The organism is Spirosoma horti, from assembly GCF_054776595.1.
The window spans coordinates 663,543-678,765 of record NZ_BAAHBQ010000005.1; the positions used below are offsets into that span (position 1 = coordinate 663,543).

Annotated in this window: 13 protein-coding genes; 6 read left to right on the plus strand and 7 right to left on the minus strand. The window is 50.0% G+C overall.

Going from position 1 to position 15,223, the window contains the following annotated elements; all coding sequences use genetic code 11:
- Positions 1 to 183: 183 nt before the first annotated feature.
- Both ACYVAM_RS17850 and ACYVAM_RS17855 read left to right on the plus strand, forming a co-directional pair.
- On the plus strand, positions 184 to 690 hold the full coding sequence (locus ACYVAM_RS17850; RefSeq protein ID WP_461069396.1) for a hypothetical protein: 507 nt from the start codon (positions 184 to 186) through the stop codon (positions 688 to 690).
- A 55-nt stretch (positions 691 to 745) separates the two neighbouring features.
- The gene (locus ACYVAM_RS17855) at positions 746 to 1,132 is read left to right on the plus strand and encodes a hypothetical protein (protein ID WP_461069398.1); all 387 of its coding nucleotides are present in this window, start codon (positions 746 to 748) and stop codon (positions 1,130 to 1,132) included.
- A gap of 91 nt (positions 1,133 to 1,223) precedes the next feature.
- Here the strand turns inward: ACYVAM_RS17855 and ACYVAM_RS17860 are convergent, their stop codons facing one another.
- The 6 genes from ACYVAM_RS17860 to ACYVAM_RS17885 all read right to left on the minus strand — a co-directional run bounded on the left by ACYVAM_RS17860 (position 1,224) and on the right by ACYVAM_RS17885 (position 7,160).
- Positions 1,224 to 2,702, minus strand: a complete 1,479-nt coding sequence (locus ACYVAM_RS17860; protein WP_461069400.1) for a PQQ-dependent sugar dehydrogenase — start codon at positions 2,700 to 2,702, stop codon at positions 1,224 to 1,226.
- 63 nt (positions 2,703 to 2,765) lie between these two features.
- A complete protein-coding gene (locus ACYVAM_RS17865; protein ID WP_461069402.1) occupies positions 2,766 to 3,839 on the minus strand; it encodes a plastocyanin/azurin family copper-binding protein in 1,074 nt (357 codons plus the stop codon).
- A 21-nt stretch (positions 3,840 to 3,860) separates the two neighbouring features.
- Entirely contained in the window at positions 3,861 to 4,850 is a 990-nt protein-coding gene (gene meaB, locus ACYVAM_RS17870) for a methylmalonyl Co-A mutase-associated GTPase MeaB (RefSeq protein ID WP_461069404.1), read from the minus strand.
- Positions 4,850 to 5,575, minus strand: a complete 726-nt coding sequence (locus ACYVAM_RS17875; protein ID WP_461069406.1) for a 2-C-methyl-D-erythritol 4-phosphate cytidylyltransferase — start codon at positions 5,573 to 5,575, stop codon at positions 4,850 to 4,852. The genes meaB and ACYVAM_RS17875 overlap by 1 nt, the downstream gene beginning before the upstream one ends.
- A 61-nt stretch (positions 5,576 to 5,636) precedes the next feature.
- Positions 5,637 to 6,680 (minus strand): tRNA preQ1(34) S-adenosylmethionine ribosyltransferase-isomerase QueA, encoded by a 1,044-nt coding sequence (gene queA / locus ACYVAM_RS17880; protein WP_461069408.1) that lies wholly within the window; start codon positions 6,678 to 6,680, stop codon positions 5,637 to 5,639.
- A 120-nt stretch (positions 6,681 to 6,800) separates the two neighbouring features.
- A complete protein-coding gene (locus tag ACYVAM_RS17885) occupies positions 6,801 to 7,160 on the minus strand; it encodes a hypothetical protein (RefSeq protein ID WP_461069410.1) in 360 nt (119 codons plus the stop codon).
- Positions 7,161 to 7,320: 160 nt separating this feature from the next.
- Here ACYVAM_RS17885 and ACYVAM_RS17890 point away from each other — a divergent pair, with 160 nt between their 5' ends.
- The gene (locus tag ACYVAM_RS17890) at positions 7,321 to 8,301 is read left to right on the plus strand and encodes a gluconolaconase (protein ID WP_461069412.1); all 981 of its coding nucleotides are present in this window, start codon (positions 7,321 to 7,323) and stop codon (positions 8,299 to 8,301) included.
- 245 nt (positions 8,302 to 8,546) lie between these two features.
- Here the strand turns inward: ACYVAM_RS17890 and ACYVAM_RS17895 are convergent, their stop codons facing one another.
- A complete protein-coding gene (locus ACYVAM_RS17895; RefSeq protein ID WP_461069414.1) occupies positions 8,547 to 9,191 on the minus strand; it encodes a 3-keto-disaccharide hydrolase in 645 nt (214 codons plus the stop codon).
- 236 nt (positions 9,192 to 9,427) lie between these two features.
- Here ACYVAM_RS17895 and ACYVAM_RS17900 point away from each other — a divergent pair, with 236 nt between their 5' ends.
- The 3 genes from ACYVAM_RS17900 to ACYVAM_RS17910 all read left to right on the plus strand — a co-directional run bounded on the left by ACYVAM_RS17900 (position 9,428) and on the right by ACYVAM_RS17910 (position 15,187).
- On the plus strand, positions 9,428 to 12,946 hold the full coding sequence (locus ACYVAM_RS17900) for a PAS domain-containing sensor histidine kinase (protein WP_461069416.1): 3,519 nt from the start codon (positions 9,428 to 9,430) through the stop codon (positions 12,944 to 12,946).
- Positions 12,947 to 13,046: 100 nt separating this feature from the next.
- On the plus strand, positions 13,047 to 13,934 hold the full coding sequence (locus tag ACYVAM_RS17905) for a PE-PGRS family protein (protein WP_461069418.1): 888 nt from the start codon (positions 13,047 to 13,049) through the stop codon (positions 13,932 to 13,934).
- 80 nt (positions 13,935 to 14,014) lie between these two features.
- Positions 14,015 to 15,187, plus strand: coding sequence for a sodium:proton exchanger (locus ACYVAM_RS17910; protein ID WP_461069420.1), 1,173 nt, complete (start codon positions 14,015 to 14,017; stop codon positions 15,185 to 15,187).
- Positions 15,188 to 15,223: the final 36 nt, after the last annotated feature.

Here is a 15,223-nt window from a genome sequence, read left to right on the forward strand (position 1 = left end):
TCTAACTAGTTTTAACAAGCTTTATGTATATTATATGGTATGCTTATTGATTGAGCGGTAGGTAACGCAGACTATAGTTGCTGTTCCTGTTTTGTCGCATTCCTAAACATAATACGCATGCAATCAAGCATAAACTTTTTGTCTGAATAGAAGTTAATCTATGAAATAAGATGACTCAACGCCATGAAAGAGGAAGAAGATGTAGAACGGAAAGATGCCCAGATCACAGGTCGGACTGAAGGGCCATTTGGCTCTGACGATAGCGATGTAGACCGCCAGACGGGCGATAATGTAAATACGTTCGAGCAGGAAAATTCAGCCAATGGGCTCGACAGTGAGCAAGTCCGTGGTGGACAGGATGGGCGCAACATTCGGGGAATGGGCAGCATAGACATGGATAGTAAGAATGGTGTAATCCGAATGGGTGACGTGACGAACAGTACGATGGAGGTGACCGAGGAGGGAGCCAATGCCGCCGTTGCCGATGAAGCCAAAACCAACACGGCCATGGTCGACGTAACAACAGAAGGCCCCGATGATTATGCTTCGGCCGATCAAGTTCCCGTTCCTAATGCCCAGGAAGCTGCCAAAAAACAGAATGATAATCAGGAGGATGACAAAGATCAGCAGGAACGTGAAGAAGAAGTAGCTGAGACGGGTACAGACCTTAATAACAAACCGACCTATTGATGACCATATAGGTCATGACTTTTCTTAAATTCTCAACACTTAACTAATCAACGTTATGAGCGTAAGTAGCAATTCCCGCAAAGAAAGTACCGAGTCGTATGCGGCTCAAGGCATGCACAACACAATGGGTATTCCCCCAGAATTAGCCCAGTTGAACGATAAAAATCTTGATAACGATCTGCCATCCCGTGTAGCTGATAGCAGTGATGTCGATGTACCGGAAGATTACGTAAATACACAGGCTACGGCAGCGGACCCTGACAAGGCAACGGACATCTCGGGTGACGAAATAGAAGAGTCCAAACGGGCGTCGTGGGGGCAGCCTCCGGTATCCGAAGACGCTACCAATACGGACAACGCTGACTGGAATAACAGCACCAACGATACTACTATTCCGGCTACCCGGGCGAATGAGCCAGATCGGACGCTGGGTAATTCATAGACGTTAATCGTGCTGGCCGCCAACGCACTGGCACAAATAAGTAGAAAGCCGCTTTGTTATTGCCCGAAAAGCAACTGACAAAGCGGCTTCTTTATGGTTTAGCTAACTGGTTCAGCGTGTAGCAAATCAGGTGATTCATCAGTTTCTTCTGGCCGTTATCTGCCTGTAAGTTACCCAGCGTGAATTCGTAGATTCGCTTTGGAGTCAATCCGGCCAGCGTCAGTGATACGGTTTTGCGGTCGGCCGAAAGCTGAATGCCCGAGATGTCGACGGCTCGAACGTCCATCTGAGGAGACCCATAGGCTCGATGGTACTCGTAATAATAACTGCGAATGTGGTAGTTGGTTACCTCCCGCGCCGTTGCTTCATCAACAGGCTGAGTAAAGGTTAAAGCAAAGCCAGTAGGCGTTAGTTTCATAGCCATTACATCCAATGGCGTGCCTGCTTTATACCGAATGCGCTGGATACCCCGGGCACCAAGCCAACCGTGGTCGGTTTGGCCCAGATATAAACTACCGTCGGGGGCAAACGCCAGCCGGTTGTTGCCAATTCGCAAGGGCACTCCAGCTGATCCGGCTTTACTGAAGAACGGTATGCAGGCTCCCTGAATCTGGCCATTTACTTCATCAGGCAAAATGCGCATCAGATGGGCGAAGTCCATGTCGCCCACAAACAATTGTCCGGCAAAGGGTCCAAACTTGCCAGCCGTATTGTCCAACACAAGTTGCGTTGGTGAGTGGGCCATTACCTCATGCGGGAAGGCAATGCTCTCGACGGTTCGCAGGCTATCGAGGGTTTGAACGGGTAAGGTAAGTGGGTCTATATCCGGGAAACCGGGTCGCCAGACCAGACTGGCTGGATGACCGTAAAATTTACCTTCTTCAACATGGTAAAGTTTGCTGGTGCCAAGCCAGTCGCCCTGGTTATCGGTAACGAATAAACGCCCTTTGGCATCGAAGCCAATCCCGTTGGGCGACCGAAATCCGCTGGCATAGGGTTTGATTTTTCCATCCGGAGTAATCTGCATTACCCAGCCCCGATAAGGAACACAGGCATACATCCGACCCTGTCGCCCTAGTGCATCATATTGCCCACGAACTTCATCTCGAATACCGGCCCCATTGGAGGCCGTGTTCAGACTGATATACAGGTTGCCTTTCGCATCGCGTACTGGCCCGAAGGCAAATTCGTGGTAGTTACCCGACATGCCGAACTGATCGGTAACGGTTTCGTATAAATCGGCTAGCCCATCTCCATTCGTGTCAGTCAGGCGGGTTAATTCGGGCCGTTGGATCACCAGCAGTTCCCGATTGCTAACCGCTATCACGCCCAACGGATCGTGTAGGCCTTCGGCGAAGAGTTTCCAGGTTTTCGTTTTTGGATTATAAAGCATCACCTCGCCCCGATGAAAACAGGCCGCCATTCGCCCGTCGGGTAGGAAAGACAAGCCACCCGTTTCGGCAACCAGGCCAGGGGGCGTCGCAATGGTTTCTACTTCATAATAGTCCGTTATCGTGTCAGCGGGCGAAGACGCCAGCAGGAACGTCGAAAGCAGCAGGGATGCGAGCATAAGGAGTATGGGTGTAGGATCTATTATCGATGATATCGTTTCAGACCATGTAGAAAAGATCGCTTAGTCTGTGGTGATGGTTAAGGTAAATTGAGTGGTGCCTTTTGGGAGATGAAGGACGCCATTTTGAAATTGACCAACTGAAGATCGAATCCGGATGCCGGGCTGGGCATTGGCGATGAACGAAATCGGCTGTTGGGTTGGGCTAATGGTAAAGCTGCGGACAAGTCCCCGGCCTTTAGGTACGGATTGAATACGTTCGCGGACGTTAATCCCATTGAGCGCATACCGAAATTCCGGATACCGATTCTGGAGTTGATACCCTTTGAATTGGGCCTTGGGCATTACATCGCCAACCCGCCAGGGAAATTCGCTGGTATCCCGAAAATAAATGTCACCCACTACTTTTGTAAACAGTTGCCCTTTGCCATCCCATTGCTCGGTATTGTCCACAAAGCCCCCCGACCAGGCATAACGCAACCGGCATTGGCCAGCATCAAAAACATAAGACTGACCACCTTCTGCACCCGGCAACCCCACTGCAATGGCAGCCGGCCCGCAGTCAGGCATAAAGGTTCGATAAATGGCTGGCAGTTGCAGGGCGTATGGATGACCCGGGGCCGCAGGTTTGTGTGCGCCATGCGCCATTTCTACCCTACGAGCGGGGTTAGGCATATTCAGATCGTCTTCGGGAGCTGGTAATCGTTTAGGCTGGCTGGTTGCATAAATAACGCCGTACATAATGGAACCATGACCAGGATACGTACAAACGAAGGGATAAGCACCTTCTGCCAGTGTCACCGTCAACGTATCCGTGTTGCCGGGTTCAACGCTTGTCGTATGCGCCAGTACATCATCCATAACGGGAATGTAGTGTTGCTGCGCGCCCTTTTCGCCCAACGCCAGGGCAAACTCAACGACCCGGAGCCGTGAGTTCGGACGGGTAACGACCAGATTATGTGCCATGTCGTCTTTATTCTGAAATACCAGTTTGACCCGCGTATTGGGTTTTAGAATAAGCCGTTTCTGGTCAAACTGCAAGCCGCCCGTTGCCGAGATCCGAATAAGCGTATCTCGCTGGGCGAGAACAGGCACGGTGGCCAGAAGACCAATGATCACTACAAGTAGTTTGTGCATGGTGATTAAACGTTCACGAAGTCAATGCCCAGTAGGCGATTGAGTCAATAAGGTTTCAATGGCGGGAACGGGGAGGAGTCTACCAGCCCGAACCTCGTTCTCAACACGATCCAGGCGATTTCGCATCCCTGGCTGATCGTAAAAGTGGCTTTCCAGTCGTTGCCGTAATAATGACCGGAACCAGGTAAGCTGTTGTTCCTGTCGTCGGCGGCTGCGGTAGCCGTTTTCGGTTGTTAGCTGTTGCTGTTGCAAAATGGTTGCCCAAAGTGCATCAATACCCGCACCCGTTATGGCTGAACAGGTGAGCACTGGCGGGAACCACCCGTTGCCCGTGGGTGGAAACAAATGAAGTGCATTTTCATACTCCATCCGGGCGCGGTTGGCCTGCTGTTCATTGTCGCCGTCGGCTTTGGTAATGGCCAGCGCGTCGGCCAGTTCCATGATCCCGCGTTTCATACCCTGCAATTCATCACCGGCACCGGCCAGCATCAGCAACAGAAAGAAATCGACCATGCCATGAACAACGGTTTCCGACTGGCCGACGCCGACGGTTTCAACCAGAATCAGGTCGAAACCAGCCGCTTCGCAAAGGAGCATTGTTTCGCGGGTACGATGACCGACACCGCCCAGCGAGTCGCCCGCAGGAGAGGGGCGTATGTAGGCGTTCAGATTCATCGAGAGAGTCTCCATGCGGGTCTTATCACCCAGTAAACTCCCGCCCGAACGCTGGCTGGTTGGATCGACCGTGAGGACGGCCAGCCGATGGCCAAGGCTAGTCAAATAGGTACCGAACGACTCGATAAAGGTGCTCTTGCCAACGCCGGGAACCCCCGTTATGCCTACCCGGACAGAGTTGCCCGTGTTCGGTAAAATACGTTCCAGAACCTGCTGAGCCAGCACCTGATCATCGGGCCTTCTGCTCTCAATGAGCGTAATGGCCTGACTAAGGACCAGCCGGTCGCCAGCAAGGATGCCCGCAGCATAATGGTCAGGAGCGAATCGGTGGCGCATTAGCGTAAGTCTTCCGGCGTTGTAATTTTTATGTTCTCATACGCGCCGTCGATCAGGGTGATCGGGAAACCGGCGTATTCCATCACGCTGGCGCAGTCCGTAAAAAAAGCCTGCTCCTCCGTTTGAAAAGCCCGCCGAAATAAGTCCAGCCGGAAGGTCTGGGGGGTTTGCACTAACCGATACTGACTTCGGTCGACTGCCTGGCTAACCCCATCTTCGCCAACGACCCGGACCGAATCCTTGACCGGAACACAGGTGACGGCGGAACCCGTTCGGGCGGCCGTTACGAAACTGTTTCGAATAATTTCGGGCGACACAAACGGCCGGACGCCATCGTGAACCGCGACTATACCTGTAAGGGCGTCAATCGCATTCAGGCCATTACGCACCGATTGAAACCGGGTATTACCACCCGCAACGGTTTGAATAGCCGGATGAAAGTTGTTCTCATGGCAGAGTTGATCCCAACTGGCCCGTTCACGTTCGGGCAGAACGAGGATAATGTTGATTTTCTCTGAACCAGTGTCTAATGACCCCGAACGGGTAAATATCGGAAGTTCAACGGACAGAAACTGCTCGATGGTGTGCTGAAGAATGGGTTTGCCCTGTAGCAGTAGAAATTGCTTTGGTATGTCCGACTTCATTCGGCTGCCACTTCCCCCCGCCACAATAATAGCGAAGTTAGTCGTTGGCGAGCTGCTTGAAGGGCGATTCGTATCCGTCATAAAAAAAGGGGCACAAGGCCCCAAAAATACTAAATGACTGGTGACTATTCAGGTCAGCCGGTTAAATAATCAGCATCGCATCACCGTAGCTGAAGAAGCGGTATTTCTCCTTGATCGCCACCTGATACGCTTCCTTGATGAGTTCGTGACCACCAAAGGCACTCGTCATCATGATCAGAATAGACTCCGGCAGGTGCAGGCTCGTCAGCAACGAGTTGGCGATCTTGAAGTCGTAGGGTGGAAAAATAAATTTATCGGTCCAGCCTTCAACGGGCTTCAGCCGACTGTTGGCTGATACCGACGATTCAATGGCTTTAAGGGATGTTGTGCCTACGGCGCACACCCGTTTTCCAGCGTCGAGGGCCGTATTGACAATCTTGGCTGAATCTTCAGGAATCCGGTAGTTTTCCGAATCTGTTTTGTGCTTGGTCAAATCTTCTACATCGACCTGACGGAACGTACCTAAGCCGACGTGCAGCGTAACGGGCGCAAAGTGAATACCTTTTATTTCCATGCGCTTCATCATGGCGCGGGTAAAGTGCAGACCGGCAGTCGGCGCGGCAACGGCCCCTACGTGCTGGGCAAAAACCGTTTGGTAGGCATCGCGGTCGGCTTCTTCGGCTTCCCGGTTCATTTCGCGCGGAATAGGCGTCTCACCCAGTTCATCCACCGCTTTCATAAATTCTTCGTGATTGCCGTCGAATAGAAAGCGAATGGTACGGCCGCGTGATGTTGTGTTATCAATGACTTCGGCTACCAGATCACTATCCCCGAAATATAATTTGTTACCCACCCGGATTTTACGAGCTGGATCGACCAGAACATCCCAAAGTTTCATTTCGCGGTTCAGCTCGCGCAAAAGGAAAACTTCTATTTTGGCACCTGTTTTTTCTTTATTACCGTATAATCTTGCCGGAAAAACCTTGGTGTTATTGATCACCATCACGTCGCCATCGCTGAAGTAACCCAGCATATCCGAAAACTGCTTGTGTTCAATAGTTTTGGCTTTTCGGTCTACAACCATTAGCCGTGATTCACCCCGCTCAACCGGGTATTTGGCTATAAGACTTTCGGGTAAATCAAATTTGAATTCGGATAACTTCATAATGTATTAGCACCAAAAAAGACGGCGTGTTTTTTGTAAAGGCCGCAAATATAGCGAAAAAGTCCGGAAAATTTTACATGTTCCGGACTTTTTTCTTGCAAATATCGTAGAAATGACTTATTAGCCCGCAGAAATGGGGTCAATTGGCTTCACAGCCCCGTCGGTATTGACATTGGCGCGGTCTGACACGTTGAATTTTGCCATTAACTCCGGCGATACTTCGTTCGAGTAGGTTCCTTGTGGCGATACAAAAACACCTTTCATCCCATTGGATGCCGTAATGGCATACAAGGTCATTTCGTCGCCGGGATCTGAAGTTCCTTCAAAACGGTGGAACTCGTCTACGTTGAAATCTTCCCCTTTTAGCTTTGTTTCAGTGCTTATTTCTTCCAGATAATCTTTCTTAGGCCCAAACTCATGCGTATATCCGCGGCTCCGAAGGTCTTCCATCGCTTCGGTCAAGGTGGTGAAATGTTTCATAATCGTTGAGAGATGTTATCTGTGGGTAAACGAAAAACAGGACTGGATGGTTTTATCCTGATTTGTTCTGCCAGCCCGTTAAGAAGAGCAACAGCATGTTAAACATTTACCAATCATGCGTGATTTATAGTTAACAATTCAACTAAAAAGCTACAGATCAATGGTTCGTTTAGCCTACAAACTTCTTGCTCTAACGGCCTGTGTTACGGCCTGTAACACGAGCGATTCTGTGTTCGACGCTCCCGTCATTCCCGAGCGTATTGCGTTTTCAGCAACCCGGCAATATCCCGAGGGAATAACCTACGCGCCTTCGTTCAGTCAGTTTCTGATTAGCTCTATTACCCAAGGAAAAGTGGGGATGGTAGATGAAAAGGGGCGATATACCGATTTCATTTCCGACGATAAACAGTTGATCAGCAGCGTTGGTATGAAAGTGCGGAATAACCTGCTTTACGTGTGTAATGGCGATCAGGGTGTTTCCGATAAAAGTACCCCACAAACGGCCCTTAAGACGGCCAAGTTATTCATTTACGATCTGTCATCCAGGCAGGCCATACGACGGGTCGATCTAGCGGCACTCCTGCCGGGCGTCAATCACTATGCCAATGACATCGCCTTCGACGATCAGGGCAATGCGTACGTAACGGATTCGTTCGCTCCGGTCATCTACAAAGTTCCGGCCGATACATCCCAGGCAAGTCTATTGGTAAATTCACCCCTCTTCAGTGGGGCGCAGGGCATCAACCTGAATGGTATCGTTTACCACCCCGATAAATTCCTGATTGTGGTTAAATCGAATGAGGGAAAGCTTTTTAAAGTCGACCTGACCAATACCAGCCATGTTTCGGAAATAACGGGCGTAACGCTAGTCAACGGCGACGGTATGGTACTCTATAAAAACGACTTATATGTTGTGAATGGCCGCAATAAAGTGTCGCAGGTACGCAGCACCGATGGCTGGCAAACAGCTTCACTTGTCAAAACAGATTCGGTTGGCTACAATCAGGCTACCACCAACGTGCTCGTGAACGATAAACTTTATACAATCAACGCCCGTATCGATGAGGTCAGTGCGGCCGTCGCGGCCAAAAATCCGGCTCAGTTGCAGGCGAGTGCCTATAGCATCCAACAGTTTAAATAAGGAGAGACAAGCGCGCGCTCCGTATAACCTCTCTACTTTGATTTAATCTCGTAAGGATTAATAAATGGCTCAGCGAGTAGCCGCTGATTGACTTTTTTATGCCTAAATCTCCTAAAGGGGGCTTTTTCTAAACACGAACAAAGTCTCCTTTAGGGAATTTAGGCATAAAAAAGCTGTAATAATAAGGGATTCATATACAGGATGTGAAGCCCTTATTATTACAGCTTTTTTATGCCTTGGCTTTTTTAATCCGGCAACACCTTGATCTGAATGTCTTTGAAAAACACCTTACTTTTAGGGTCGTGGCCCTGCAGGGCGATGGTTCCGCTGCTGAGCTTTTTCCCTGAATTGCCATTGCTGACACTATCTGCTTCGGTATAGTCGTTGATCACCTTATCATTCACTTTGATGATTACCTTTTTGCCCTGCACGATAATGTGTTCGGTATACCACTCCCCATCTTTCACAAATACTTCTTTTACGTCCTGAAGGCCATACACACTCCCCGTTTTGCGCCAGTCGGTATGGGATTGATTGACCTGAATTTCATACCCTTTGGATGGCCAGCCCGATGGCTGATAAGCGGTATGAATAAACATGCCGGAGTTGGAACCTGGCATGGTTTTCACCTGGGCCTTCCATTCGAAGTTTTTGAAATTGTGGTTGTTGACCGGTCCTTCGTAGAACAAATGAGCGCGTGGTCCGGCTACCACGATAGCGCCATCCTGAACGCTAAACGTTTCCGGGCTCTCTTCAGTAACTTTCCAGCCATTGAGTGTCTTGCCATCGAAAATGCTGACCCAGCCGTTGGCTATTGGCCGACTGGTAAAGCTGATACAAAGGCCAATCGCCAGTATAGCGGCTAAAAAACGGATTGAAGTAGTATGCATAAATAGATCTTTAGAGGGTAAAGCAAAAACGGGCCTGTAACTAATGGTCTGCCTGCAACCGACTTGTATGAATTACGTTGTATCCGGAGTCTGCCGTACTAAAATCTAATAAAATGAGCTGATTGTCTAACAAATTGGCGCCAAAAGTAGACAGACCCCCAGATGTCGTACCATAAATTTGAGTAACTTGCTACGCTATTTGACCAGGCTTTACAACCGCCTAAGTCGCCAATCTAATGCTTTCTGCTTTACCCAATCACCTTTCTTTACCCCAACTTTTCGATCAACTGCCCGATAATGTGGTGTGGATGCGGGCTGTACGCCAGAACGCAGGCCAACCGGACGAGCATACCGATGGCGGTAACGAAGTCAATAAAAGCCAGATCGTTGATTTCGTTATTGACTACGCCAATCCAAAGGCTCGGCAAACCGTATCGGGCACGTATAAGATCGATATTGGCACATCTGTTCGCTACGGGAATCCGCTTTATCAAGCCTTAGCTGAGCAGGCGTTTCATCAGTTGTGCGACGTATTTGAGAGTGGGGTAGCCACAGAGTTCGAGTATTTCGATGATAGTCTAAAGCAATGGATTCGGGTGACGCGCTCCAGGGCGGGTGATGGCGTATTGAGTGTGTCTCGTCTGATCACAACCGAAAAAGAGCTGGCCCTGGAAGCTGAACGGCAGCGCGCACTTCTGGGTAATGTGCTTAATACGTCGTTGATTACGGTATTTGTCTACGAAGCCATCCGCGACGAACAGGGTCATATTCTGGATTTTACTGTTCGGCTGGTCAATGAACGGGGCCGGGTAAACGTGCTGTCCCGGTTAGGCGTCGATGTGACGGGTAAAACGCTGCTTGAGATAAATCCCGATTCACGGCTGGCAGGGCAGTTCAATCTGTTTTGTCAGGTAATCGAATCTGGTCAACCCATCCAGGTCGAACAATTTTACCCGGGTCCTCAAGCCTGGTACAACACGTCGATCACGAAGCTGAACGATGGGGTTGTCGTGATGGGGAACGACATTACCGAGCAAAAGCAGGTTGCGCTCGAAACCGAGCGCCAGCGTACACTGCTGGATGGTGTTCTGAACGCATCGCAGGACGCTATTCTGGTGCTCGAAGCCATTCGGGATGAGCAGGGCATACTAACCGATTTTCGCTTTACGCACGCCAATTCGATGGTGACGCAGTTGCTGAGTTACTCCATCGATACATTCCTTCACAACACGTTTCGGGCGCTTTATCCCGGCCCGCAGGAGACTGCTTTATTTGACCAATACCGATCCGTTACGGAGACGGGCCTGCCCTTTCTGGAGGAGTTGGCTTATGCGCAGAAGGGACAGGTAAAGTGGTTTCGGGTTACTGCGGTTAAACTGGGTGATGGCGTCACGCTGTCCATTACCGAGATAACCAAGACCCGAATCGCGGAGAACGCCATATTAAAATCGGCTGCCGATCTGCAGTCCGTAATTGATATTGCCCAGACGGGTATTTTCGTCATTAGTCCCGTCTATGATGGCGAAAATACGCATGTCGATTTTCGGTTTGAAATTGTGAATCGCACGCTAGCCGCCCTGGTTGGTCAGATACCCGCCCGTTTGCAGGGGACGCTCTTCTCCGACTGGTTTACCAGTTATCGTGATACCCCGGTTTTTGACCAGTGCAAGTATGTTCTTCAGACCGGAGAAGACAGGCATTTTCAGATCAACTACGACGTCGATGGCTTTGATGAATGGTTCGACGTGAAGGCCGTACGCTTCAATGGCGACGTACTGATTACGTTTACCAATTATACTGAGCTGAAAGGCGTTCAGCACGCGCTCGAGCAAACCGCAAACCAGGCCGAACGGCAGGCCGACTTGCTCAACAGTGTATTGGATGGCTCCAGTAGCGGTGTTATTGCGTTTGAGGCCATTCGGGATGAAACGAACCGCATTGTCGACTTCAGCTTTCTGGCGGCCAATCGTAGTTCCACCCTCTTGGTCAACAGGAAGGTCGAAGAAATGATCGGTAGTACGATGCTGACGATCTTTCCGGGTAATGTACAAACGGGCTTGTTCGACTTATATGTACAAACGACCGAAACGGGGCAGCCTGGCCGCACCGAAGTTTATTATAATCACGACGGGCTGGATTTCTGGCTCGACATATTCAGCCAAAAACTGGGCGATGGCCTGGTCGTCACCTTTACCGATGTATCGGTTGCTAAACGGTCGGCCCTGACCATCGAGCAATCGGCCGACGAATTACGAACCGTCATCGATTCGGCCCAGGTAGCTATTTTTCTGATAAACCCAGTATACAATGAATTGGGGAAAATTGCTGATTTCCGGTTCCGGACGGCCAACCAGATGATTGCCAGTTACGTTGGCCAGGAACCTGATGCACTGATGGGCGATTTGGTTAGCCGATGGTTTCCGGAATATCTGACTAATGGGTTGTTTCAGCGGTACGTTGCCATTTTTGAAACCGGTCGAACGCAGCATTTCAACTTTCATTTTGATACGAATAGCCTCGATTCCTGGGAAAGTTACACCGTTGTCAAGGTTGGCACGGATATATTGGTAACATTCTCTGATTTCACGGAACTCAAGAAGCTTCAGCAACGCCTTGAAGCGTCGGCTACAGAATTACAAACCGTTATTGATACGTGCCAGACGGGCATTTTCCTGTTCAGTCCTGTCCGAAATCAGGTTGGTGAGGTCATTGACTTCCGGTTCCGGCTAGCCAACCGGCAACTGGCCTCGTATGTAGGACAGGAGCCAGAGGTGGTGATAGGTGCCTTAGGCAGTACCTGGTTCCCGGATTATAAAACCAACGGCCTGTTCGAGCTGTACCATAAAACGTACATAACAGGTGAATCTCAACGGTTTGATTTTCATTATAATGGTAGTGGAATCGATGTCTGGCTCGATATTATGACCACCAAATCGGGCGATGAGGTACTGGTTACGTTCGGGGATTACACACCCCTGAAACGACTGCAGCAACAACTGGAAAACTCAGTTATCGACCTACAGCGGTCGAACAAGAATCTGGAGCAATTTGCCTACATAGCCTCCCACGATTTACAGGAACCCCTGCGTAAGATTCAGGCATTTGGTGATATTATCCAGTCGCAGTTTGCCCCCATAATTGGCGATTCGGGTGCCGATATGATTACCCGTATGCAGTCGGCTGCGGCCCGTATGCAGATATTGATTAAAGATGTATTGGCCTATTCGCGCATTGCTACCAAGCGGGAAACCGTTGGGCCGGTAAACCTTGGTCAGGTTGTAGCGGATGTACTGGTCGATATAGAAACGGCCATTAACGAGAAGAATGCTGTCGTAAACGTTGAGTCCCTGCCCACTGTTCGGGGCGATTCGGCGCAGTTGCGGCAACTTTTTCAAAATCTCATCAGCAATGCACTCAAGTTTACCAAAACGGATAAAAACGCCGAGCAGCCTCTCATCACGATCACAAGCCGCCGGGTTCACGGACGTGAGTTTACGGGTGCCACGATAATTGCTACGGATGCCGACCGGCTGTTTCACCTGATTGAAATCAACGACAATGGCATCGGGTTTGATCCCCACCAGGCTGAGCGGATTTTTCAGGTGTTTCAGCGGCTTCATGGCCGGAGTGAATACCAGGGGACCGGCATTGGACTGGCTATCGTTCAGAAAGTTGTCGATAACCACCAGGGGCACATTCTGGCCGAAGGAAGGCCGGGTCAGGGCTCGACATTTCGAATTCTATTGCCCGTATAAGTAAGCGTCCAGTATACCAGTTACACGAAACTGATCGTTGCGTTCATCATTTTCGCCTTTCAATTCGTTACTTTGGCACTTGAATCAACCGGAAGTCTTCATGCGTAATTTCATTTTGCTGTTTTTAGGGATGGCCGCGGCTGCGTGCAAACTCAGCGTACCCAGTGTTTATGATGCTAATTTTGCATCTGATCCGACCGTTGCCCCCGTGACACCCGGTCAAATCGACGAAGCGTCGGGTATGGTGGATAGCCGTAGCCAGCCCGGTGCGCTTTGGATTGAGCAGGACAGTGGCAGCCCCGCCGAACTGGCGTTGCTGGACTATAACGGAACCGTAAGAGGTAAAATAGCGATACCGACCATTACCAACCGCGACTGGGAAGAACTGTCTTCGGGCCCAGGACCTAAGGATGGCGTAAATTATCTATACATTGGCGAGATAGGAGATAACAACGCCCAATATCAAACCGTCCAGATTTATCGACTGCCTGAGCCCGCTTCTTTGCAGTCTCCGATCACCTCGATTGACCGCATCAATTTTCGGTATCCGCAGGGGCCCCGTGATGCTGAAGCCATGTTCGTTGACCCACAAACGAAAGATATTTATGTGATCTCGAAGCGGGAGGAAAAAGTGCACCTTTATGGACTGTCCTATCCGCAAAGCACCAGCGACCTGATTACAGCCACTGATTATGGCGAATTACCCTCGTTTGGGGGCGGTCTGGCCAACTATGTAACGGGAGCGGCCATCTCACCCGATGGGAAAGAAATTCTGATCAGGACATACACCACGGTGTTTTACTGGAAGCGTGATGGCAGCCAGAGCATTCCTGATGCACTCCAGTATGGCACCCGGCGCTCATTGGCCACCCGCCTGGAGCCGCAGGGAGAAGCTATCTGCTTCGACAAAGATGCAAAAGGCTTTTTTACCATTAGCGAACGGGCGAGTGCTTCATCCGTAAACCTATATTACTACGCCAGAAAGTAGGGTTTACCCTGTTATTGTAAGGAAATGGATGCCGGAATTGGTCGTTTCGCCAGCTATGTATACGTGATTTATTTTGCCGAATGGATTCATCAATTCTGATTATCGTCCTGAGTTTATCGGTATTGATTTCCTATGGCTTCGACTTGTTCAGCAGTCGGTTCAAAACGCCCTCTGTTTTGTTACTGCTCCTGCTGGGTATGCTGACCAGGCAGGCGACGCAGTATTTCGATGTTCAGGTGCCGTATGTCAATGCCATTCTGCCAACGCTGGGTACGCTGGGGCTCATTCTGATTGTCCTGGAAGGGGGACTCGATCTGGAGCTTCATACGGATCGGTTGAGCGTATTACGTCGGACGTTGCTGGCTTCGTTGCTCGCCATCGTTGGCGGAACGTTGCTCATGGCGGGTATGCTCTACCTGCTGCTGAACGATTCCTTCTACCATTGCCTGATTGCCGCGCTGCCCTTTTCGATCATCAGCAGCACCGTTACGGTTCAGCGGGTAGACCAGCTGTTGGGCGGGCAGCGCGAATATGCTGTTTATGAATCGGCCTTTGCCAGTATTCTGGGGATCATGGCCTATAATTTCCTGCTGCTGAGCCGGGATTCGGTCTTGAGCGCCGTATGGCTCTTCGCCCAGGATACGTTTATTATGGCCATTATTTCCCTGATCTGCTGCTTTCTGCTGCTCTATCTGATTGGCCGCATCAACCACCGAATCAAATTTCTGCCCATCATATCGGTTCTTTTTCTGGTCTACGCACTGGCCGAGATCAACCACCTGTCGTCTCTGCTGCTCATTCTTATTTTCGGCTTGTTCCTCAACAATACCGAATTATTCATTCGCGGACGGCTCAGCCTGATTCTCAAGAATGATCTTTTCGAGAAGGAATTGGACCAACTCAAAAACCTGACGGCTGAAGGTTCGTTTGTGGTGCGTACGTTCTTTTACCTCATTTTAGGCTACGCAGCTATTCCCCGTGAATTAGTTGATGTCGACGCGCTGATTGTGAGTGCCTTGTTTGTCCTCATCATTATTGGTTGGCGCTGGGTAACGCTCCGACTGACTTACTGGGGCACATCAGGCGCTTTGCTGTGGGTAGCTCCGCGAGGTCTGATTACGATCTTACTTTATCTAAACATTCCCGAAGACTTACGATTGCAGGGGTTCCGGGAAGGCATACCACTCCTGGTCGTGGTGTTGCTCTATCTGGTTGTTATGGCGGGCATAATGGGAAGCAGAAAGGTGAGGTAATGATCTAAGAGAATGATAAATTATTTTTTGTAAATC